Consider the following 22,335-nt stretch of genomic DNA (forward strand, 5'->3'; position numbering starts at 1 on the left):
TCATAGGACTAGTGAATTCTTATTTCAACCCCCACGTTCAAATTGAAGCGTTGGTAAGCATTGTCGTTTACCTCCATAAACGAACGCAGGTAGTGAGTATACCCGGGAGAGAGTGTGAGCCCCAGGTTTTCATTTAAATCGTATTTCATGATTGCTGTTAGATTGGCACCGGCAATGCTCTTCGGATAATAGTCTCCCAAAGAAGAAAAGCGGCTTGATGTTTCATCACCATCCGTTTTCAAAGTATTGTAACTAACCCCCATCGAGTATTCAGTTACCAGGCCCGGAGAGACGAAAATCTTAAACTTCGAATTCAACCCGGCAAGCAAATAGTCCAGGTGAAAATTCAATCCAAAATAATTCACTTTGGCGGTTGTGTACTCCATCGTTGTATAACTCGCACTCGACGCGCCAAGCCATTCCTGACCGTAAGCCAGACGGTGATACTGAAACTCGATGCGCGGACGCAGTCGTTTGGTAACAAGTACACCTGCATCAAAGCTAATATTGTAACGGGGCCCTTTATCTTCAAACGAAAAATCCGAGGTTGCTACACTTCGAAAAGCATTCACATTGTAATCAACTCCTGAGCTAAGTCCAAGGAAAAAATCACCTACTTTGTAAGTATATTCTGACTTTTCGGTTTCCTGATCCTGTGCCATGCTAAACACAGGTAAAAAACACATGAGCAGGAGCGCATTCAAAATTTTCATCTTCATTTTTTTATTAAATTGAATTGTATTCTGTTTACCCCTGTATCCCCCGAATACCGGCTCTACCCTACGTTAAAAAGTCTTAATTCCTGGCGTAAATAAATCGAGAAGATATAATACACAAAAGCCGAAGTAGTTACCCCGGCTCTATCAGATTAAAAAAAATTTTTAGTTCATCTGTTTTTACATGAAAAATGAGTCATTCAACAAGCTGTTGATACCCGATTCTGAACAAGCTTATACTTTTTTGATCTCGACAAACAGCGAATAATAAAACGGATCAGCATGGGTAAGCGCCTCCACCCTGAAACCAGTTTTGTTCAATAACTGCAAAAATTCATCCCAAATTTCAGCTTGCACAAAAGCATCCGATGCTTCATTCCAAAGCGAGTTCGCATAAAGAATTTTGTCGCCGTAAAACGCAGCCACCCGCTTCGCCAATCCGGCATCACCTTGGTGCTGTTTCAGCTGATCTTTCAAATCTTCGATTCCGGCATAATATTGGCAAATCAGGATCGAGCCGGTATCACTCAACACCTCGTGCAGCTTGGTAAAAAGCCGCTCCTTCTGCTCATTGCTGAAATAGAAAAGCACGTAATTCATCAGTACCAGGTCGACCGGCTTGCCAGGCTTCACATCAAAAACATTGCTGTTTAGAACAGATACCCGGTCATTGCCTGCAAATCGCTCTTCTGTTTCACGATAGACTTTCTCCTGCAACTCAACGCCGCAAATCTGCACTTCAGGCAAATGCCGGCTCAGTGCGTCCATATAATTACCATAGCCACAACCAATATCCAGCACTTCACGAATCGGGTTTCTCGAATCGATATGATCGACACAAGTCAGGAAACGGTTTTTGGTGAAATTCCTGAATGCATTACGACCGGACTCGGTATAATAGCTATCGTCTAAAGCGGAATGAATCTTTTTCGGGAGTTCCAATTGCCACAAATGCTTCAGGGTCTCTGCCAGGCGAATCTCGTAATCCAGCTGCTGTCCGGCAATCAGGCTTCGCCAATGTTTCTCCGACGGAATCCCGACAACCTGATGCTCTGGATTCCGGTATAACAGAATCAGCTTGTTTACGATTCGATAGTTATTCAGTTTTTGTAGAAGAAATTCAGGTAACTCTGAATTGGATTTTTGAGGTTGATCAACGCTCTCCACAATTTGCTGAAAATCATTTTCTGCTAGCGAAGAATATGGATTTTGAAACACATAAGACTCTTCTCTTAGTTCAATCAAACCGTAAGCTTCCAGCATCGACAAAAATAAACGGGTAATCCGTTCTTCCTGCTTTCGGGGCATCCCGTCTTTTAGCGATTGAACCAATCCATTCTTTTCAATCAACCCCAATGATAGGATATCCAGGAAATCGAGAAAAGCTTGAAAATATCTAATCTTAAATCGCTGATTGCATAACGGAATAGCTTTTACGAATGCAACTAAGGCTCTTTCAGTCAGCCCCAACTGCCGACACGCAACAGTCTGCTCAGTACCCACATTCAAATCTTCAAATCGAACCATTTCGGAATTAATTAGTCGACTAGTCAAACAAACGGAACGCGAATTGTTTCATCGTCAAACAAAAAATCTATCCATTTTCTCATCTGGATGATCTAGTTAACCCCTAAAACCGTCCCCCTGTTCCGGCGAAATCCCATCAATCATAAACTTTATTCAGCTTAAGGCGTTAAGAAACAAGCAAGCAACAACGCACAAACCGTCTCGCAGTCACGAGGCGCTTTGCTTCAAGTCTGATTCAGACAACCAAAACTCAATTTTTAAACCTTGTCCAATGAATGTTAGCTCGTGGATTTTTCTGCTGTTTTCGCTGATACTCGTCATCGGAACCTATCTGCCATTCACCCCGAAGTCACACTGGTTTTTCCGGATCTTCGATTTCCTTCGACTACAATTACTCGCCATAAAAGTATTGCTGCTGGCAATTGGCCTTGTTTTCATTCATAATCCGGAAGTCACAATCATCTTGTGTTATGCTGCTATCGCTGTTGCTATCGTCGCTGAGCTCATTATTATTGCTCCGTACCTTCCCTACAAAGCTAAAGCAACCGGAGCCGGGCAGGTGAAACTGATCAGTGTCAATGTTCTTCAGTCGAATGACCAATACCAAAAGCTGATCGCTTTGGTTGAACAGCAGCAACCCGATATTTTACTGACGGTTGAAACGAACAAGGATTGGGAAAAGGCGATGGAAAAGTTTGAAAAAGACTATCCTTTCAGTCGGAAAATTGCACGAGAGAATACCTATGGAATGCACTTTTACACCAAGCTAAAAGTGATCGATTGCCAGGTTTTCTTTTTCCTGACCGAAGAACGGCCGGCTATAAAAGTCGAAATGGAAACCGAGGATCACAATCGATTTATATTTTGGGGGCTGCATCCGCCGCCACCAAGCCCGTCGGAAGAGACAACAGCCAAGAAAAAAGACGGAGAGCTGATGGTGGCCGCCAAACTGATTCACGACTGCAGGCAACCATCTATCGTGGCAGGAGATTTTAACAATGTGTGCTGGTCGGGTATTGCGCGCCTTTTTGCGAAAGTGTCAGGTCTCACCGACGCCCGGATTGGACGGGGACTTTATTCAACTTTCCCTGTAAAACCGGCAATTATGCGTTATCCGATCGACCTGTTGTATCACTCCGCGGAAGTTACCATCAATCAAATGGGAACCCTCGATTCCATTGAATCCGATCATCTCCCGTTTTACGCTCATTTTTCGGTTAACTCGTCGGTGACAGAACCGCCAAATGAAATGGACGAAGCGCTGGAAGAGGAAGCCAACGAAATCATCCAAAGTGGCATAAGGGAACAACGCGAGGAAGACCGATAACGATCGTCCTCTTACCGGTTGGTAATTGTTTCCGGGTTCAGGTCGTGATTCTGCATGCGATACCAGGCCAGTTCTTCAAACTTGGTTCCGGCTTTTCCGTAGTTCGAATACGGATCGATACTGATCCCGCCACGAGGTAAAAATTTGCCCCAAACCTCGATGTACTTCGGATCCATCAACTTGATCAAATCTTTCATGATGATGTTGATGCAATCCTCATGAAAATCACCGTGATTGCGGAAGCTGAACAAATACAACTTCAGCGATTTGCTTTCCACCATCTTTTCACCCGGAATGTAGCTGATGTAGATGGTCGCAAAATCAGGCTGACCGGTAATTGGGCAAAGGCTGGTAAATTCCGGCGCATTAAATTTCACCCAATAATCGTTTTGCGGGTGTTTGTTATCGAAAGTTTCCAAAACCGCCGGACTATAGTTAAATCCGTAGTTCGTATCGTTTCCTAAATGTGTTAAGTTTTCCATAGCGAGTAAAAATTTCAAATTCCAAAGTTCAAATTCCAAAGTTCAAATTCCAAAGTTCAAATCCCAAAGTTCAAATCCCAAAGTTCAAATCCCAAAGTTCAAATCCCAAAAATCAAAAGTTGCAAGTAACGTCGTTCAGTAGTTATCTCAAGCACTGATTACTGCGACTGATCACTTTTGTGGTTCTTTTTCAAGAGGTAGCTGTCCAAACCGTTTTTCCGCAGTTTACATGCCGGGCAATGTCCACAACCTTCGCCAACGATTCCGTTATAGCAGGTCAATGTTTGTGTCCGAACAAGGTCGAAAACACCCAGCTCGTCCGACAATTGCCAAACAGCTTCTTTATCGCGCCACATCAGCGGAGTGTGAATTTCGTATTCGTAATCCATCGACAGGTTCAATGTTTGATTCAGCGAACGGATAAACTCATCGCGACAATCGGGATAGCCACTGTAATCAGCTTGTCCCACGCCGGTTACCAAATGATGAATATCTTTCGATTTGGCATAAATAGCCGCATAAGTCAGAAACAACATGTTCCGTCCTTCAACCAAGGTATTTGGTGGACGGTTGTCCGGCTTATCGGTTTCAACCTCCATATCGGGGTTCGTCAGTGCATTGTTGGTAATCTTTCCGAGCATCTCCAACTGCATCACTTGAAATGGCACACCAGCTTCGCGGGCAATTTTGGCGGCCAGCTCCAACTCGAGCCGATGCTTTTGGCCATAGTCAAATGAAATGGCCTCAACTTCACCAAACTCCTTTTTGGCCCAGAACAAACAGGTTGTTGAGTCCTGCCCTCCAGAGAAGACCACTAGTGCTTTGCTTTTATTATTCATTGTTTATCGATTTCCGAATGAAAAATACTTGTCTCAAATTTGTTTCAGGCGAAACGGATTGTACGAGATTTCCTCGTCAAAGGTATCCACGCCTTCAATTTCCTTCACCTTGGTCACAACCAGTATCGTGAATGGCAGGATAATGATCTCGTAGGCTGTTTTCAGCAGCGCCTGCGTCACAATCATGGTTAGAATAACCGAAGTCGGGAATATTCCTACAAACGCAATCGTTATGAAAATCAACGAATCTGCGCCTTCACCGGCCAAAGTAGAAACGATTGCCCGCAACGAGAAACCTTTCCCCTTGGTCATCAATTTAAACTTGCTCATGACGTAGGCATTCAGGAACGAACCGGCCATGTAGGCCATCAGGCTAGCAAATACCAAACGAATAGAGCTTCCCAAAATCGACTGGAAAGCGTCCTGATGTTCGTAAAACGGTGCGGCGGGCACCGTAATCGCCAGCGCAAAAAATACAGCGGCCAATAAATTAACACCGAAACCGGCCCAAATAATCAGTCGCGCTTTGGCATAACCCCAAACCTCGGCAATCACATCATTAATGATGTAGGCAACCGGAAAGATGAGCACACCTGCCGGAGCCGACCACGGCCCGATCATGATGATCTTGGAAGCTAAAATATTGGCGATTAAAAGACTGGCTGCAAACAGCACGCCTGTCAACAGGAATAAAACGGATACTTTATTTCGCATAAATCTTGTTTTTTACGTGGTTATCAAGAACACGTGATCAATAATGGCGCAAAGATAGATTAATTTCAGAAAACCCAAATGCTTCGTGTTCACATTCAAAACATTCGCTTCATTGATTGAGCTTCAGACACCAGCTCAGATATCTAACAAAAAATGCTATTTTTGCAGTTAGAACAGAAAGAGCGACTTTCCCACCGGTAGGCTATTTTTTGTGCAATAAGAATTAATTGCCGCATTATTTATGAAGTTTCACGATTTTGATTTACACGACGATATTTTGGATGCCTTGTATGACATGGGTTTTGACGAGCCCACGGAAGTACAAAAGAACACAATTCCAATTATCCTTGAAGGCCACGACCTGATTGGATGTGCCCAAACAGGTACCGGAAAAACCGCTGCGTTCATGCTCCCGATCATTGAGAAAGTTTCGCAACTGGAAGCCGGAAAGACCCGGGCACTGATTGTTGTGCCTACGCGCGAGCTGGCCATCCAGATCGAACAACAAGTACAAGGCTTCTCCTACTACGCGGGAACAACTTCGTGCGCCATTTACGGTGGCGGCGACGGTAAAGAATGGGAAGAACAACGCGCCGCGCTGGAAAAAGGCGTCGACATTATTGTTGCTACACCCGGGAAATTAATCTCATTTATCGATAACGAGATTGCCAACCTGAAGCAAGTGGAGTACGTGGTACTGGACGAAGCCGACCGCATGCTCGACATTGGCTTCCACGATGATATTATCCGCATTTTCAGCCACCTGCCTCAACAACGTCAAACGTTGATGTTCAGCGCGACGATGCCTCCAAAAATCCGCCAATTGGCAGCCAAAGTACTGACCAATCCGAAGGAATTTGCGACGGCAATCAGCAAACCCGCCGAAGGTGTATTGCAGGCTGCCTACGTTTGCCACGAAGAGCAAAAAGTGCCCTTGCTGACCCAGTTGATCACCGGCAAAGACGATTGCCAAAGTATCATTGTTTTCAGTTCGACCAAGCGAAAAGTGAATACAATTGTGCGGGCATTGCAAAAGAAAAAGCTGGATGCCCAAGGCATTTCATCCGACCTGGAGCAAAAAGAACGCGAAGAAGTGTTGATGAAATTCCGTGCACGACAAACACGTATTTTGGTAGCCACCGACGTTTTGAGCCGCGGGATCGACATTAAAGATATTAACCTGGTTGTGAATTTTGATGTGCCGGGTGATGCTGAAGACTACGTGCACCGTATCGGGCGGACAGCCCGTGCCAATACAACCGGTATTGCGTTGACGTTCGTGAACCAGGAAGACATGTTCAAATTTCAGCAAATTGAATCACTGATTGAGAGCGAAGTATTTAAAGCACCGCTACCTCCCGAATTGGGTGAAGGTCCTGAATGGAAAGTGATTGAAAAGCGGAAAGGTAAAAAGAAACGCAACTTCAAGCGCAACAACAACCAGAACAATAACAACAAGCAGGGTGGCAAACCCAGGTTTCAACCTAAGAAACAAAACTAAGAATGGAAGCTGCTCCGAAAATTAGAGATTCGGAGCATTAAAAAAGTGAAGCGGCGACTGCTGTTTTAACTTAAGCAACCAGCCTCGCAAACTTCTTATATAACTTTGATTCCTTGATTCTGCAATAACTGCAGCCCAAGTTCCTTTAGTTTGTATTTTTGAATTTTACCGCTTGCTGTCATCGGATATTCGTCGACGAAGAAAACATACTTCGGCACTTTAAAGCGAGCAATCTGACCGCGACAATACTCCTGCACTTCTTCTTCGGACAATGATTGTCCTTTCTTGATTTTGATGAACGCCCCAATTTGTTCTCCGTATTTCGGACTAGGAATACCGGCAACCTCAACGGCTTCAATTTGTGGCATTTGAAACAGGTAATTCTCAATTTCGCGCGGGTAAACGTTCTCTCCGCCACGAATGATCATGTCCTTTATTCGTCCGGTAATCCGATAAAAACCGTCTTCCCCGCGAACGCCCAAATCCCCGGAATGCAGCCATCCTTCTTCATCAATGGCTTTGCGGGTTGCCTCTTCATTCTTGTAGTAGCCTTTCATGACGTTATAGCCACGGCAGCACATTTCTCCCTGCACATTGTCGGGGCACTCTTCACCTGTTTCAGGATCGAAAATCGCCACTTCAACATTGGGAAATTCGAAGCCCACAGTCGTCGCGCGTACTTCAGGCGAATTGTGCGTACGGGTAGCAGTCATTCCCGGAGAGGACTCAGTCAATCCGTAAACGCTGATAATATCTTTTAGGTACATCTTCTCCATCACCTGTTTCATGGTTTCGATCGGGCACAAGGCGCCGGCCATGATGCCGGTTCGCAAACTGCTCAAGTCGAACATGTCGAACATCGGGTGATTCAGCTCTGCAATGAACATCGTCGGAACACCATACAAAGCGGTACATTTTTCTTTTTCAACAGAAGCCAGCACCATCAGCGGATCGAAATTCTCGACTACCACCATGGTTGCTCCATGCGTAACAACCGCACACAAAGCCAAAACACAACCAAAGCAATGGAAGAACGGCACGCACACCAACAAGCGATCGGCCGAGGTGTATCGCATACATTCGCCGGTAGCCTTTCCGTTATTCAATATATTGTGGTGCGACAACATCACGCCTTTCGGGAAACCGGTAGTGCCCGATGTATATTGCATATTCACCACATCGTGGCAACCGACACTTTCTTTTACCTCTTCCAGCTCCAAGTCATCCAGGTGGCTTCCCATCAGAATCAGCTCCGAGGTATTGAACATGCCGCGATGCTTTTCTGGCCCGATAAAGACCACATTTTTCAGCTCCGGAAATTTCTCAGATCTCAACTCTCCACGAGGCTGTGTCTTTAACTCGGGCACCAAGTCGAACATCATATTCACATAGTCGCTGTCGCGGTAATTGCCAATCAGGCAAAGTGTATGGATGTCGGCATCTTTCAGCAAATACTCCAGCTCAGACAGTTTATAGTTGGTATTGATGGTGACGAGCACCGCTCCGATTTTAGCAGTAGCAAACATAAAAGTGAGCCAATCGGGCACATTGTTTGCCCATATTCCCACTTTATCGTCTTTCCCAATACCGATGTACATCAAGCCTTTTGCGAGTCGGTCGACACGCGTGTTGAACTCGCTGTAGGTAAAACGCAAATCCCGGTCGGGATAAACGATGAATTCTTTATCCGGGGTTTCAAATGCATACTTTTCAAGGATGCCTCCCAAGGTATAATCGACTAATTGCATGCTTTCAGCTTCAGTAAACGAAAAATCAGAATGGGGTGTACAAAACCACTAATACACGGGCTTTTTGGTTATTCGCAGCGTGCACATTGTGCATTACAAACGAATCGAGATAAATGCTATCCCCCGCTGCCAGTTGGTACAAATCTTTTCCGTAATTGATTTCAATCTGCCCTTCAATAACGTAGATAAACTCCTCTCCCTCGTGTGTTGAGAGTTTATAATCCGACTGTTCTGAGGGTTCAATTTCGACGATGAACGGCTCCATATTCCGTCCGGCTTTGTCGGCCGCCAACGAGAAGAAGTTCAAATGTTCTCTCGATCCATTCTCTTCAGAGGTAAACCGAACACCCGCATGATGCTCTCCTCCTCTTGCCACAACGGGACCAATATTATCGACATCGTCGAGAAAAGTTCCCAGACGAACACCTAACGCACGTGCAATTTTAATCAATGGAGATAAAGAGGGAATGATGCCTTCTTTCTCAATTTTTTGGATCTGACCAGCCTGCAAACCGCTTCGATCCGCTAACTCGTCGACGGTCAACTTCTGTATAGTCCGTATTTCCTGAACCTTGACTCCAAGGTTGTTTTTTCCAGCCATATCTCGGTTTTCTTAAGGTGACCAGCAAAATTAATTTTATTTTGAAAGACCTCAAATCGCCGGGACTGCCGTTTAACATCAAAAAAAGAGAGGTCTACTGTTCAGTAGCCTCTCTCCCAATTATTTTGATTTCCTATTTATAACCATTTTAAAAACATGAAATCCTGACGATGCGGCAAATGTTCATTTTTCGGGAACATGCGCAAACCGTAATTGTAGTATCCGGGATCCATCAGGTTAATGTCCAAATTGTAGGTAGTCACCCCCTTAACAGATTCAGCTGCTTCGAATTCAAGGGTTTTAACCAACTCCAACTGACCGTTTTCGCCCGGAGCAGAAATAACCATTTCGAGACCAACATCTTCTGATGAAAGTGTTTTCAAATCGAGCACAACCTTCGCCGGATAGCTTTCGCCGATCTTCAAAGCATTGTTGATACCATCAGTAATCTGAACATCACTTACCTCGATATCGGCCCAAACAGCAGCGACTTTCGCTTTCCAGGCAGCCAGTTCTTTCGCTAACTTGTAGTCTTCAGCAACCAGACCGTCGTAACGTTTTGCCTGCGGGTTGTAAAAACGATCCTGGTAGTCACGAATCATGCGCGTTGTTGTAAAGTTCGGCGCTACCTGACCGATTGTATTTTTCACGACCGCCACCCAGTCTTCCGAGTATCCTTTGTCGTTCTTATCGTAGTAAGTCGGTACAATCTCGTCGTCGAAGATGTTGTAGATGGTTTCAGCATCCAGTTCATCCTGCAGATCCTGCACATCATAAGTACGTTCCATCGGAAGCGCCCAACCGGCGTTCTCCTTGTAACCTTCAACCCACCATCCGTCTAACACAGAGAAGTGGATTGTTCCGTTCATCACACCTTTTTCACCACTGGTACCCGAAGCTTCCAGCGGACGAGTTGGTGTGTTCAACCAAATATCGACACCTTGAAGCAATACTTTTGCCAGGTTGATATCGTAGTTTTGAACAAATATGATTTTCCCAAGGAACTCAGGACGTTTCGAAATCTCGATGATGTACTTGATCAAATCCTGACCTGCTTTATCGGCAGGGTGTGCTTTACCGGCGAAGATGAACTGAACCGGGCGATCCGGATTGTTCACAATCTTGGACAAGCGATCGAGGTTGCGGAACAACAGGTGCGCGCGCTTGTAAGTTGCAAAACGACGGGCAAAACCGATTGTCAATGCATTCGGATCCAAGCGGCTCAGAACCTCGCTGATCAACTTCGGATTTTCGTGACGCTTGATCCAGTTGTCAGCGAAACGCTCCTTGATGTAGTCGATCATCTTCAGCTTCAGCTTTTTCTTCGTATTCCAGATTTCTTCATCCGGCACTTTGTAGATCTTTTCCCAAAGGTCGAAGTCCAACTGATTCTGAACAAACGATTCACCGAAATATTTTAAATGAAGCTCTTTCCATTCCTTGGCAGTCCATGTCGGATAGTGAACACCATTGGTCACATATCCAATATTCAACTCTTCCGGAAGGAATCCTTCATACAAATTCTTCAGAATATCTTTTGATACTTCACCATGCAACCAGCTCACACCGTTAATTCCCTGCGACATGTTCGCAGCCAGGTAACTCATGTTGAAATGGTCTTCGCCTGGGTTCGACTTTCCAAGCATCATAAACTCATCCCAGGTCAATCCCAGTTTCTCTGCAAAGAAGTTCATGTAGCCACGGAACAAATCCTGGTGAAACGAGTCGTGCCCGGCCGGAACCGGTGTATGTGTTGTAAACAGGGTTGAAGCACGAACAACTTCTTTTGCTTCCGCAAATGAAAGTCCTGTTTCAGACAAATAGTCTTTCATACGTTCAAGGCCGATCATCGCCGCATGACCTTCGTTACAGTGGTACAACTGAGACTCGAAGCCCAGTTTACGCAATGCACGAATACCACCCAAACCAAGCAACATTTCCTGTTTCAAGCGGTTTTCGTTGTCGCCCCCGTAAAGGTGGTGAGTTACAAAGCGATCTTCATCGCTGTTGGCTTCGTAGTCGGCATCCAGCAAATACAGGCTGATGCTACCTACTTTGGCTTCCCACAAACGAGCTTTCAAATTGCGGCCCGGATACTCAACTTCCACTTCAATCCATTTACCATCGGCATCCAAAGCTGGCTGCACAGGCACTTTATTGAATTGTTGCGCATCGTAGTTGGCCATTTGATCGCCATGAATAGAGATGGTTTGCTTGAAATAGCCATAGCGGTACAAAAGCCCTACAGCAACCAGGTTTACCTTGAAGTCACTTGCTTCTTTAAGGTAGTCACCGGCTAAGATTCCCAAACCACCTGAAAATATTTTCAGACTGTCGTGCAGACCATACTCCATACTGAAATACGCAATATGCGGTCCATTCAACTCTTTCCGATCTCCCAGATATTGTTGTAAGTGTTTACTAACGCCTTTCATCTTGTTAATGAAAGCCTCGTCGCCTTCCAGCTCCAAAAAGCGTTGATAACTTACTTTATCCAATAAATCAATCGGATTATGTGCGGTTTCCTCCCAGATTTCCGGATCAATCTGCTCGAATAACTCGCGGGCATCAGTATTCCATGCCCACCACAAGTTTTTGCTCAACTCTTTAAGAGGAGCTAGTTTCCCCGGAATGTTTGATTCAACAAACAGTTTCTTCCAATTTGGTATTTCCACAACAAGTCAGTTTTATAATTCAACGTAACAAAATCCTTGCACTGCACTACTGTGAATGGTACAATTAGTGAGATTAAACACTCCGAAAAACGGGTGTCTATATTCAAAAAATCATTTTGATTGCAAAAACAGGATTACATCAAATTAGGGTTAAACATCAATCTTTCTTGGTTGATTTAGTTGCGGTTTTTTTTCGTTTAGTGGCTTCCGGCTTCGACTCTTTGTTTTTTTTCACAGTGCCGGACTGCAGATTTTTAAGTTCAAGTTCGTATTTACGAAGCCGTTCTTCCTTCTCTGCCAATAATTTATTTAACGCTGCAATTTCCTTCTCAACCTTACTCTCAGGAACAAAACTATTCAAGCGAAGTTCAAAATCACTCAACACATTCATATAATTAATGAAAGCTTCATATGGGCTTTCAAACGGATTATAAGTTCGTTGAGGACTTCCGTCGGTGAAAAATTTTGTATTCATGTAATAAAAATGGTTGCAGACCTGCAGATATTCCCAATCTTTGATTAAAGCAGGGTCATCAACAAACTGCATTCGTGGCTCCAGTTTATAGAGCTTATTGAACGCCTCCTGCTGAAGCTCGTTGCCCAGCCAGATTGAAAGGTCGCGTTCCTCGTTTGACCACGAGATCGGGTAAGGAACACTAACGATTGAAATTGGCTGGAATGCATCTGCAATTTCAGAGGGCGTTGCAAACTTGAATTTCGATTTCTTAGCGACTGTCGCCGGCAATTCCTGCAAAAACTTGAAGATGCCGGTTGATTCGCGTTGGTATTCCCCAAAGGTTTCGTAATCCATGAAAAGGTTGACCACCTCATCCTTCGGATTGGAATCCATCCAACCTACAAACTTCTCGGAAGTAAGCGGGTACTCACTCCAAGCCTGGTTCGAGAAACGGAACGACAGGTCGTCACTCATTTGGAAGTTACGCATCAGCACCTTCAGCTTTGGACTGACGGCACTGCAATACACGTAGTTGGGCGACTTCCATCCCAAAACGTGTTTCGGACCTTCCGTAAGTATGGCTTTGAAGCCCATATCGGCCACAACAGCACTAATATCGTCGGAATAAATTTTCTCGGTGTTACAAAATACCTTCGGTTCCTGTCCAAAATATTTTTGGATCAAGGTGGCATGCTTTTCAACCTGCGCTTTAAACGACTCCGGGCTCTTCAACGAGATTAACGAATGGGAGTAAGGTGCAGCCAGAAATTCGACCTGTCCTGTTTCGGCCAATTCAATGAAGGAATCCAAAACCTCGGGAGCGTATAAATCCATCTGCTCCAATGCGATTCCCGAAATCGTAAAACTCACCTTGAAAGCATTCTTATTCTTCCGAATTAAATCAAGTAATATTTTATTGGTTGGCAAATAAGAGTGATCAGCCATCTTTCTCATGATGGTTTCATTCGAATAATCATCGTAATAATAATGATCATTGCCAATATCGAAGAAACGGTATCTGCGAAAACGGAAAGGTTGATGCACCTGAAAATTTAAACAAATGGCTTTCATAGTTTTATTCCTTATATTACTCGTTAATCAAAGCTTTTAAATAAACATCCCGGACATTCTTCGCGGAATTTCTCCATTGCAAGCTGTCCACTTCTTTTTTCCCGTATTTCATGAAAGTATTCCACAAAGCAGGGTAGTTTAGCAATCCGTAAATGGCATCGGCCATAGCATGCGTATCCCAATAGTCGATTTTCACGGCATATTTCAGGATTTCAGATACGCCCGACTGGTGTGAAATGATCACCGGTACGTTCGACTGCATCGCCTCCAACGGCACAATTCCGAATGGCTCGGATACCGACGGCATCACGAAAACATCGCTCATGCGGAACATGTCGAAAACATCATCTCCTTTCAGGAAACCCGTAAAGTGAAAACGATCGCTGATCTTCAGTGCAGCTGCACGTTTGACCATCGCGTTCATCATGTCGCCGCTGCCGGCCATCACAAACCGAACGTTGTTCATCTTTTTCAAAACAAGGTTCGCCGCTTCGACAAAATACTCCGGACCTTTTTGCATGGTAATGCGTCCCAGGAAAGTGACGATCTTTTCATCAACGCCTTTTTTGAGTCTAATTTTTTCCTCTTGACTCAATGGTTCAACAGCATTATAAACAGTGGTTACCTTGGCCGGATCTATCCCATAGCGCTCAATCACAATCTTCCGGGTGAGGTTACTTACTGTTATAATTTGATCTGCTGCGTCCATTCCGCGTTTTTCAATCTCGTAGACCTGTGGGTTCACACTGCCGCCACTACGGTCGAAGTCTGTTGCATGAACATGAATCACCAGCGGTTTGCCACTCATTTCCTTGGCAGCAATTCCGGCAGGATAGGCCAACCAGTCGTGGGCATGAATCATGTCGAACTCGTTATCCCGGGCAATCACTTCTGCAACCAGCGAATACTTATAAATCTCGTGCAAGAGATTGTTGTCGTATTTACCCGAAAACTCCAGCTTCCCTTCTTCGTCTGTTTCAACAAAGCGAGTGGTTTCCGTGTATTTCTTACTACTCATCTTCCAGAATTCCTCGGGGTCCACGTAAGGAACCATGCCCGATTCAACCTCGTAGTAGTCGATCTTCTTTTGAAGATCTTCGAAGACCACTTTCTTCCGGGTAATTGACACATTATTCGCACCAATCAATTCCATGTTTGATTGATCTTCATCACCGTAAGCTTTGGGAACGACAAAAAGAACTTCAACATCCTTGAACTCAGACAAACCCTTGGTTAACCCGTAGCAAGCCGTCCCTAATCCTCCCGAAATATGAGGAGGAAACTCCCAACCAAACATTAATACTTTCATACGCTATGGAACTATAGAAATTAAACAAATATTATTCTTCTTCAAAGTCGACCAACATCCTAAACAAGCGGGTTACGGCAGCAACACTCCAGGCTTGCGAAATGGCGCCTTTGGCCGCGTGTGGCGGGTTTCCGGTGTACATTTCTGCAATAGATCCAACACAGTGTTCAGACATGTCACTTTCAAAATCTTCGAGAATGCGTTTTGCCACGTGCAAACCACCTCGTTTGTGAATGCGCAGGTAAGCCTCAACAAAGAATTGAATCAACCAGGGCCAAACTGCCCCCTGGTGAATCGCTTTCTCGCGCAAGGCAATTCCGCCTTCGATCAGCCCCTCATAAACAGGGCTCTCCGGAGTCAGCGTTCTCAACCCGCGCGGAGTCAACAACTGCTTTTTTGCGACGCTTAGAATAGCTTTCTGCTTCTCCCTATCCAAAGGAGTGTAGTCCATGGAAGCTGCAATAACCATATTCGGTCTCACATTCCAATCTTTATTGGTTAAACTGATGGAATCGGCCAGGTAACCTTCCGAATCACTCCAGTATTCGTCGACAAATGACTTTGCAATACGTGCAGGAAGCTCATCCCATTCTTTAATAAATGCTTTGTCTTTAACAACCTGCGCTAACTCCAATGCCAAACTAATCGCATTGTACCACAACGCATTTACTTCAACGGGCATCGCATAACGCTTAACAACCGGATTTCCATTCAGTATGGAGTCCATCCAGGTCAATGGTTCCTGATCAAACTCGGAACCGATCAGTCCGTTTTCATACATATGGATTCCATAGTCGGTCCCATAGCGGTATGCGTTGAGAATTTCCTTCATTGCAGGTCCGTACTTGGACCAAATACCAACCCCGCACTTTTTGTCGCTGTATAAATGCTGCACGGCCCAAAAAAACCAAAGAGGTGTGTCGATCGCCCCATAGCTGCCCGACGTTTTCCCGTAAAGCTTCGGGAAAAGTCCATTCTTAAGTCCCTTCAATTGTGTATCGACTATCTCCTCAAAAGTTTCCGTGTCACCGTGAGCTAAAGTCAAGCCTGGCAGGGAAACAAAAGTTTGACGTGTGATGCCGGTATACCAAGGGAAACCGGCAATTATATCAGTTCCGTCTTCATTTTTTGTGATGAATTGCTGAGCGGAATTTTTTAAACTATTCAGGTACGAGTTGCGGGGAGTTCTTTTCGATAACTCTTTTGTGAATTTTGCTTTCATTGACGCCGGTTTTGCTTCGGCAGTTGAAGCTGAGAAAATAATGCTCTCCCCTTTTTTAATCGGAATTTCGAAATAACCCGGAATATAAAGATCCTCCTGGTAGTCGAAACCACGTTCTTTTTCTTTTTGATATTCGATACTGTTATTCCAATGCGGCACCGGTACAAAATCGACTTCTTTCGAGAACTGCATATTCAGGAACGGATAGCCGTCGTACATTTTCAACTTAATGCCGTTTTCCACCGGAACATACTTGGTGTTAGCATACATGTTTGCTTTGCTCAACTGATGAATACTCCGAAATGCCAGGAACGGCTTAAAACGAAGAATCGTCGGCGAGTTTGCTTCGACAAGAGTGTAACGAACCAAGGCTTGCTCTTCATTTTCGACCAACAGGCGCTCCTTGGTCAGCACAACCCCGCCTACACGCCAGGTTGTCTTCGGAACCAGTTCCGCGTCGAAATCGCGAATATACTTGTGCCCTTTCGGCTCATAATGATCACCTTCATACTTATGAATACCAAGATTAAACTCGGCACCATGCTGAATCACAGTTTCATCCAGCGAGCTCAACAGCAAGTGCTTATCACCTTCCAAACCGGGAATCGGACAAATCAGCAGTCCGTGGTATTTTCGGGTGTTACAACCTGCAATTGTTGTGCTCATGTATGAACCTGCACGGTTCGACCGAAGTACCTCTCGCGTGAGTGAATACTCCAGGTTTACCAAATTACTCTTATCAAATTTCAGATAGCTCATAGCTTTTCAGACTTTAGGCCTAAAAATTAGTTATTGTGATAATTATCAGGAATTGACGGGTGGTTTTGTTACAAACATAGTCAAACATTTCAAAAGTGATCGTTCGTCATTTTTTACATCCGTTCAATTCCGCTCGAAAATATTCTTTTTCTTTCTTCAGGTTAAGATAAGGGAAATTAATTGTTAACTCCTCTAATAGAGACATATTCTTTGTTAAAAAATCTTCGTATTCCGGAACGTCCTTCCGGAAAGGTCGGTGCTGAATTGCCTTCCGTAATTTGGCAATCCGACTCATTAGTTTCCCAGCCTTATCATCGATTAAACTTTCGTTGAATTTCGACCAAATATGGTCGACCGCGACTGGCGATAAATGCACTAAATCCGCCCCGTAGAAGCGATAGTCGCGTAGTTCATCCATCACTAGTTCATAGGATGGAAAATAGTTATAATACGCCTTCCCCTGGTCGTTTATCAATTGATCCACAGCCAAAAGAAGAGTCGACTTGCTTAACTGATTTCCTGTTGCCCCATCCTTAAGGTGCCGAATCGGGCTAACCGTAAACAGTAATTTCAAATTTGGGTTAAATTTCTGCAACTTCGTTAATAAATCCCTAAATTCACTTACAATTTGCTCAAAAGTTAAGCGAAAGCGGTTAAAATCCGAAGCCGGAAATTTATGACAATTGGCAACCAGTTTCCCCGTTGCCTTCAAATTGAAAACCCATGCTGTACCAAATGTGATAACCAGGTAGTCTGCCTGCTCCAAAAACGAATGCCCGTTTACCACCTGGTCATTCATTATAGCAAGCGCGTCCGCAGCCGAACTCCCTGAGTATCGGCTATGAAAATCATAACTTCCCCAACGTCCGCTTTGTTCAAACAAATCGGCCTCGGTGTAGTATCTTTTTTCGATTAACTTTCGCAGGCTGGCTGCAACCGACATGGGGTTATAAATAATTCCAAAGGGATTGATACAGGTCTGAAATTTGAGTTCCTCCATTTTCTCGCCAATATTCTCCGTAAAACAAGACCCCATAAACATGATCTTGTCCGGGTAGCCCATTCGCCACGGGTACTTTTCAATTTCTATTTCGGTAAAATATTGGTTCATAAAATCCCTCTTTTTCGCAACAATCTCTATTTTCTTCTCAACGTCGGCTATTATCGTATACGCCTAAAAGCTTCCTTTTTGAAAACCACTGCGGTTCGCGCCGGGAGATAAAGATTTAAATAATGCTGACTGCTGATTCCCGCCGCAGGACGGGTATAATAAGTCATTCCTTTGTCAATTCGTCCCTGGCCTCCGAAACGCTCTTCGTCGGTGTCGAATAAAACCTTCCACTTCGAAGCATCCATCGGAATGCCGTAGCCGGTGTATGAATTTATCGGGTTGAAGTTGAAGACCACTAGGAATTCACCCCGTGAAAAAGCCAAAATCTGATCGGTTTTATTATCGAAGCGCCAGAAAACTTCAGGAATCTCCAGTAATCGTTCCCGTTTAATCCACTGCATCATTTCCTGGTCGAAGTCAGCCAACCAGTGGAAACGCAATTCTGGATTATCGGCAATACTCCACAAACGCCGGGCATGCTTGAACGACCAATCGTTCCCCTCGCGTGGAAAGTCGATCCATTCGGGGTGACCAAACTCGTTACCCATAAAGTTCAAGTAAGCGCCACCAGCACTGGATGCCGTGGCCAACCGGATTATTTTATGCAAGGCGATGCCACGGTCAACCGTCATATTCGGCTGATCCTTGCGCATGCTGAAATACATTTCTTTATCAATCAGGCGGAAAATGATGGTTTTGTCGCCTACCAAAGCCTGGTCGTGCGACTCGGCGTAACTTACTACCCGTTCATCCAGGCGCTTCGACGTCAACTCGTAAAAAATCTGGCCAACATCCCAATCTTCATCAGCAACCTCTTTGATGAGCTTAATCCAATAATCCGGCACGCCCATCGCCATGCGGTAATCAAACCCCAGACCTCCGTCGGCCAAAGGACTTGCCAAGCCAGGCAGACCGCTCATTTCCTCGGCAATCGACAAGGAATTCGGATTGATCTCGTGCATGAGTTTGTTTGCCAAATAGAAATAGGTTGTGGCCTCAATGTCCACGTTGGCATTGTAATAATCATCGTAGCCGGTAAAAGCTTTTCCCAAACCGTGATCGAAGTACAACATGCTTGTTACCCCATCGTAGCGGAAACCATCAAATTTGAATTCTTCCAGCCAATACCGAATATTTGAAAGCAAGAAATGAAGCACTTCATTTTTGCCATAATTGAAGCAATAGGAATCCCAAGCCGGATGTTCACCTTTTGGCCCGCTGTGGAAAAACTGGTAACGCGTACCATCGTATTTTCCCAAGCCTTCATTCTCATTTTTAACAGCGTGCGAGTGAACCAGGTCGATAATGACGGCCAGCCCCAAACCGTGTGCTTCGTCAATCAAGGCTTTCAACTCGTCCGGCGTTCCAAAACGCGATGAAGGCGCAAAGAAACTCGACACATGATAACCGAAACTTCCGTAATAGGGATGCTCGGGAATAGCCATCAGCTGCACCGTATTATAACCAGCCGCCTTGATGCGAGGCAAAACATTTTCCCGGAACTCATTATATGTATGAACCCGTTCTTCCTCACCTGCCATACCAACATGGCTTTCGTAAATCAGCGGAGCCTCTTTTCCGCGATTGAAGTCGGGATTCTTCCATTCGTAAGTTTGTTCGGGGCTCCACACCTGGGCACTGAATATCTTCGTTTCATCATCCTGAACGGCACGTTTTACCCAAGCAGGAATCCGGGTACCACTGCCACCGTCCCACTCAATATTAAAAGCGTATAAATCTTCGTGAGCTAACTGATCGAAAGACAACAGCAACTCCCAGTTTCCATTGCCGACTGACGCAAACCGATATGCTTCATCCTTTTTCCAACCATTGCAATCGCCGATCAGGTAAATGGCTGTTGCGTTGGGAGCCCAATCGCGAATAACCCAGCCTTCATTTGTGCGGTGAAGTCCATAATAAAAGTAGCCACTTGCAAAATCGCGCAAACTTCCTCCCTGGGTCAATTCGAACTCCTTACTCCGGGCCGATTCGTACCTTGAAGTAATTACATCAGCATGTTTCTCAAGCCAGGGGTCGTTTGCGATCAATTTTAGTGTGTCCATGAGGAGTAGCTTTTTGCCTAAAGATAGGGATTTAAGACTACCGGTGGTCAATTAAAACCCGCATTTAATGCAGATTTCACAACATTTTTTCATTGGAGCAACTCCCCAATACTTGTTGTACAACATACGCATTAACCAACTGACTATCACTATTTGTACAATCTACAGCGAATCTTATATAAAAAGAAAATCAGCCAATTATCGATTCGAATTGACTGATTTTTTGCGAGCGGGAAACGGGGGTCGAACCCGCGACCCTCAGCTTGGGAAGCTGATGCTCTACCACTGAGCTACTCCCGCGAAATAGTGATCAAATGTAAATTATTTTTTAATTCCTGATTCCGACGGTGCTAATTATTCTAATTTCTGTCCTGGAAAGAAGCCGATTTTGATGCGCTGTATGAAGTTTTCGATCCGCTTAACGCGCGTTTCTGCTCGTTTTGCCGAATTAATGTAGTTTATAATGGATGATTTGTTGCTGAAGGAAAGCTGCTCAAACTTTGTATTTAAGTCCGGATCTTCGTCCAACAGCCATTGAAAATCATCCGGGATCTCCAGTTCCCGGGGCGACAAATCCTGCTCAACAACCAGATGAACTTCATCTCCTTCTTCCTTCCCTATTTTATACAGAATTTCTTTGCGTATGTGAATGGCGTGCTCTCCATTGCCGATTGGTACCAGGCTCCCCGTTTTATGCTCTCCGTCGATCCAGCAATTTATCCTAACCGGGCCCCCGGTTTCAAATTCCTTCCGAACATCATACGGAAAACCGGCAAAAGTTCCGGGAATGCCCTGTTCCATCTGGAATAAAATAGTTTTGTATTCGAAACGCTTAATCGACATATTCTTCAGTATTATTCTTATAAGGCTGTGACATTATGTCTAGCCCTCAATAATATCAGCTTTTTCCAATAAACTTCAGATTTCGCATCAGCCCACTGTACTTGGTTCGCATTACTGCAGACTTGCGAAAAAGCTCCGCAAAAAGTGACTCATCCATATTTTGCCAATCCAGCCGACTTAACTCCATCAACCGCGGGTGTGGATCGAAAGCGGGTTCTTCATGCGGTTCCGACTTCAAATTCCAGGGACAAACATCCTGGCAAATATCGCAGCCAAAAACCCGATCCTTGAATTGACCTTCCAAAGTCTTGTCAATCTCTCCCCGCTGTTCGATGGTCTGGTATGAAATACACCGACGGGCATCAACCACGTAAGGAGCCACAATTGCCTTGGTTGGGCAGGCATCGATACAGCGCGTACAATTACCGCAGTGATTGCTGACGATCCGATCATCCGTTTTCAGCTCCAAATCGACCAACAGTTCTCCGATAAAAAAGAAACTACCGTGCTCCACTGAAATCAGGTTTGTGTTTTTCCCAATCCAGCCTAGGCCGGAGCGAACAGCCCAAGCTTTATCCAAAACCGGAGCCGAATCCACAAACGCCCGCCCGTTACATGGCCCAATTTCATCATGGATAAACTTCAGCAATTCATTCAGCTTGTCTTTCAACACAAAATGATAATCGGTGCCGTAAGCGTATTTGGAGAGAACAGGTGCTTCCGGATCAAGCTGTCGTTCTTTGGGATAATAGTTCAGCAAAACGGAAATCACGGATTTGGTTCCTTCGTGCAGCAAACGGGGATCGAGACGTTTTTCATGATTGCGCGCCATGTATTCCATCTCGCCATTCATCCCTTCTGCCAGCCAACTTCTCAACCGCTCTTTTTCATCAACCAGGTAACCCGCCGCTGAAATTCCGCAAGCCAGAAACCCCAGCTCGACTGCCTTTTGCTTTATCCGTTCATGTTTATCCATCAACCAACAAGGTATAAAAAAACCCGGACTATCCGGGTTTGTATCTGAAAGCTTCTACGCTGTTTTGTTAGTCATTATCAGAAGAATCCGAGCTCAAGGCGCGCTTCTTCACTCATCATCGATTTGTCCCAAGGCGGTTCAAATGTCAGCTCCACATGAGCATCCTCGATTCCCTCAACGGCCAAAGCAGCCTGTCGGGTATCTTCAACTAACATATCCGCAACCGGACAACCTGGGGCAGTCAGTGTCATTACGATGTTGGCTTTGCTTGAGTCGTCAACATCAACATTGTACACCAAGCCCAAATCGTATATATTAACCGGAATCTCCGGGTCGTAAACATCTTTCAGTTTTTCAATAATCAGATCAATTCTGCTATCCATACAACAACCTC

The 22,335-nt window shown here is 44.8% G+C and carries 18 protein-coding genes and 1 tRNA gene; 2 read left to right on the forward strand and 17 right to left on the reverse strand.

The window, feature by feature from the left end; all coding sequences use genetic code 11:
- Window positions 1-8 precede the first annotated feature (8 nt).
- A complete protein-coding gene (locus BC643_RS10340) occupies window positions 9-719 on the reverse strand; it encodes a hypothetical protein (RefSeq protein ID WP_120273014.1) in 711 nt (236 codons plus the stop codon).
- Window positions 720-950: 231 nt separating this feature from the next.
- Window positions 951-2,243 (reverse strand): class I SAM-dependent methyltransferase, encoded by a 1,293-nt coding sequence (locus BC643_RS10345; protein WP_120273015.1) that lies wholly within the window; start codon window positions 2,241-2,243, stop codon window positions 951-953.
- A 271-nt stretch (window positions 2,244-2,514) separates the two neighbouring features.
- Here BC643_RS10345 and BC643_RS10350 point away from each other — a divergent pair, with 271 nt between their 5' ends.
- Complete coding sequence (locus BC643_RS10350) at window positions 2,515-3,570, forward strand: endonuclease/exonuclease/phosphatase family protein (protein ID WP_120273016.1); 1,056 nt, start codon at window positions 2,515-2,517, stop codon at window positions 3,568-3,570.
- Between the two features lie 11 nt (window positions 3,571-3,581).
- Here the strand turns inward: BC643_RS10350 and queF are convergent, their stop codons facing one another.
- The 3 genes from queF to BC643_RS10365 form a co-directional block, all read right to left on the reverse strand.
- Window positions 3,582-4,052, reverse strand: a complete 471-nt coding sequence (queF, locus tag BC643_RS10355; RefSeq protein ID WP_120274234.1) for a preQ(1) synthase — start codon at window positions 4,050-4,052, stop codon at window positions 3,582-3,584.
- A gap of 158 nt (window positions 4,053-4,210) precedes the next feature.
- Window positions 4,211-4,891, reverse strand: a complete 681-nt coding sequence (gene queC / locus BC643_RS10360; protein ID WP_120273017.1) for a 7-cyano-7-deazaguanine synthase QueC — start codon at window positions 4,889-4,891, stop codon at window positions 4,211-4,213.
- A gap of 33 nt (window positions 4,892-4,924) precedes the next feature.
- On the reverse strand, window positions 4,925-5,605 hold the full coding sequence (locus BC643_RS10365) for a queuosine precursor transporter (RefSeq protein ID WP_120273018.1): 681 nt from the start codon (window positions 5,603-5,605) through the stop codon (window positions 4,925-4,927).
- Window positions 5,606-5,846: 241 nt separating this feature from the next.
- Here BC643_RS10365 and BC643_RS10370 point away from each other — a divergent pair, with 241 nt between their 5' ends.
- A complete protein-coding gene (locus BC643_RS10370) occupies window positions 5,847-7,106 on the forward strand; it encodes a DEAD/DEAH box helicase (protein ID WP_120273019.1) in 1,260 nt (419 codons plus the stop codon).
- A gap of 95 nt (window positions 7,107-7,201) precedes the next feature.
- Here the strand turns inward: BC643_RS10370 and BC643_RS10375 are convergent, their stop codons facing one another.
- The 12 genes from BC643_RS10375 to BC643_RS10430 form a co-directional block, all read right to left on the reverse strand.
- Window positions 7,202-8,854 carry an AMP-binding protein gene (locus tag BC643_RS10375; RefSeq protein ID WP_120273020.1) on the reverse strand — a complete coding sequence of 551 codons (1,653 nt, stop codon included), beginning with the start codon at window positions 8,852-8,854 and terminating at the stop codon, window positions 7,202-7,204.
- A 25-nt stretch (window positions 8,855-8,879) separates the two neighbouring features.
- Complete coding sequence (locus tag BC643_RS10380; RefSeq protein ID WP_120273021.1) at window positions 8,880-9,455, reverse strand: helix-turn-helix domain-containing protein; 576 nt, start codon at window positions 9,453-9,455, stop codon at window positions 8,880-8,882.
- Between the two features lie 137 nt (window positions 9,456-9,592).
- Window positions 9,593-12,130 (reverse strand): alpha-glucan family phosphorylase, encoded by a 2,538-nt coding sequence (glgP, locus tag BC643_RS10385; protein ID WP_120273022.1) that lies wholly within the window; start codon window positions 12,128-12,130, stop codon window positions 9,593-9,595.
- Window positions 12,131-12,287: 157 nt separating this feature from the next.
- Entirely contained in the window at window positions 12,288-13,658 is a 1,371-nt protein-coding gene (locus BC643_RS10390) for a glycoside hydrolase family 57 protein (protein ID WP_120273023.1), read from the reverse strand.
- 16 nt (window positions 13,659-13,674) lie between these two features.
- Window positions 13,675-14,967: a glycosyltransferase family 4 protein gene (locus BC643_RS10395; RefSeq protein WP_120273024.1), complete on the reverse strand. Its 1,293-nt coding sequence runs from the start codon at window positions 14,965-14,967 to the stop codon at window positions 13,675-13,677.
- 31 nt (window positions 14,968-14,998) lie between these two features.
- Entirely contained in the window at window positions 14,999-16,948 is a 1,950-nt protein-coding gene (locus BC643_RS10400; RefSeq protein ID WP_120273025.1) for an amylo-alpha-1,6-glucosidase, read from the reverse strand.
- Window positions 16,949-17,054: 106 nt separating this feature from the next.
- Window positions 17,055-18,059, reverse strand: a complete 1,005-nt coding sequence (locus tag BC643_RS10405; protein ID WP_120273026.1) for a GSCFA domain-containing protein — start codon at window positions 18,057-18,059, stop codon at window positions 17,055-17,057.
- A 50-nt stretch (window positions 18,060-18,109) separates the two neighbouring features.
- Window positions 18,110-20,122 (reverse strand): alpha amylase C-terminal domain-containing protein, encoded by a 2,013-nt coding sequence (locus BC643_RS10410; protein WP_120273027.1) that lies wholly within the window; start codon window positions 20,120-20,122, stop codon window positions 18,110-18,112.
- Between the two features lie 228 nt (window positions 20,123-20,350).
- Window positions 20,351-20,422, reverse strand: a tRNA-Gly gene (locus tag BC643_RS10415).
- Between the two features lie 54 nt (window positions 20,423-20,476).
- Entirely contained in the window at window positions 20,477-20,965 is a 489-nt protein-coding gene (locus BC643_RS10420) for a YdeI/OmpD-associated family protein (protein ID WP_120273028.1), read from the reverse strand.
- 55 nt (window positions 20,966-21,020) lie between these two features.
- Window positions 21,021-21,941, reverse strand: coding sequence for a tRNA epoxyqueuosine(34) reductase QueG (queG, locus tag BC643_RS10425; protein WP_120273029.1), 921 nt, complete (start codon window positions 21,939-21,941; stop codon window positions 21,021-21,023).
- A 77-nt stretch (window positions 21,942-22,018) separates the two neighbouring features.
- On the reverse strand, window positions 22,019-22,324 hold the full coding sequence (locus BC643_RS10430; protein WP_120273030.1) for an iron-sulfur cluster assembly protein: 306 nt from the start codon (window positions 22,322-22,324) through the stop codon (window positions 22,019-22,021).
- Between the last annotated feature and the right edge of the window lie 11 nt (window positions 22,325-22,335).

The sequence above is a fragment of the Mangrovibacterium diazotrophicum genome (genome assembly GCF_003610535.1).
Lineage (GTDB): Bacteria > Bacteroidota > Bacteroidia > Bacteroidales > Prolixibacteraceae > Mangrovibacterium > Mangrovibacterium diazotrophicum.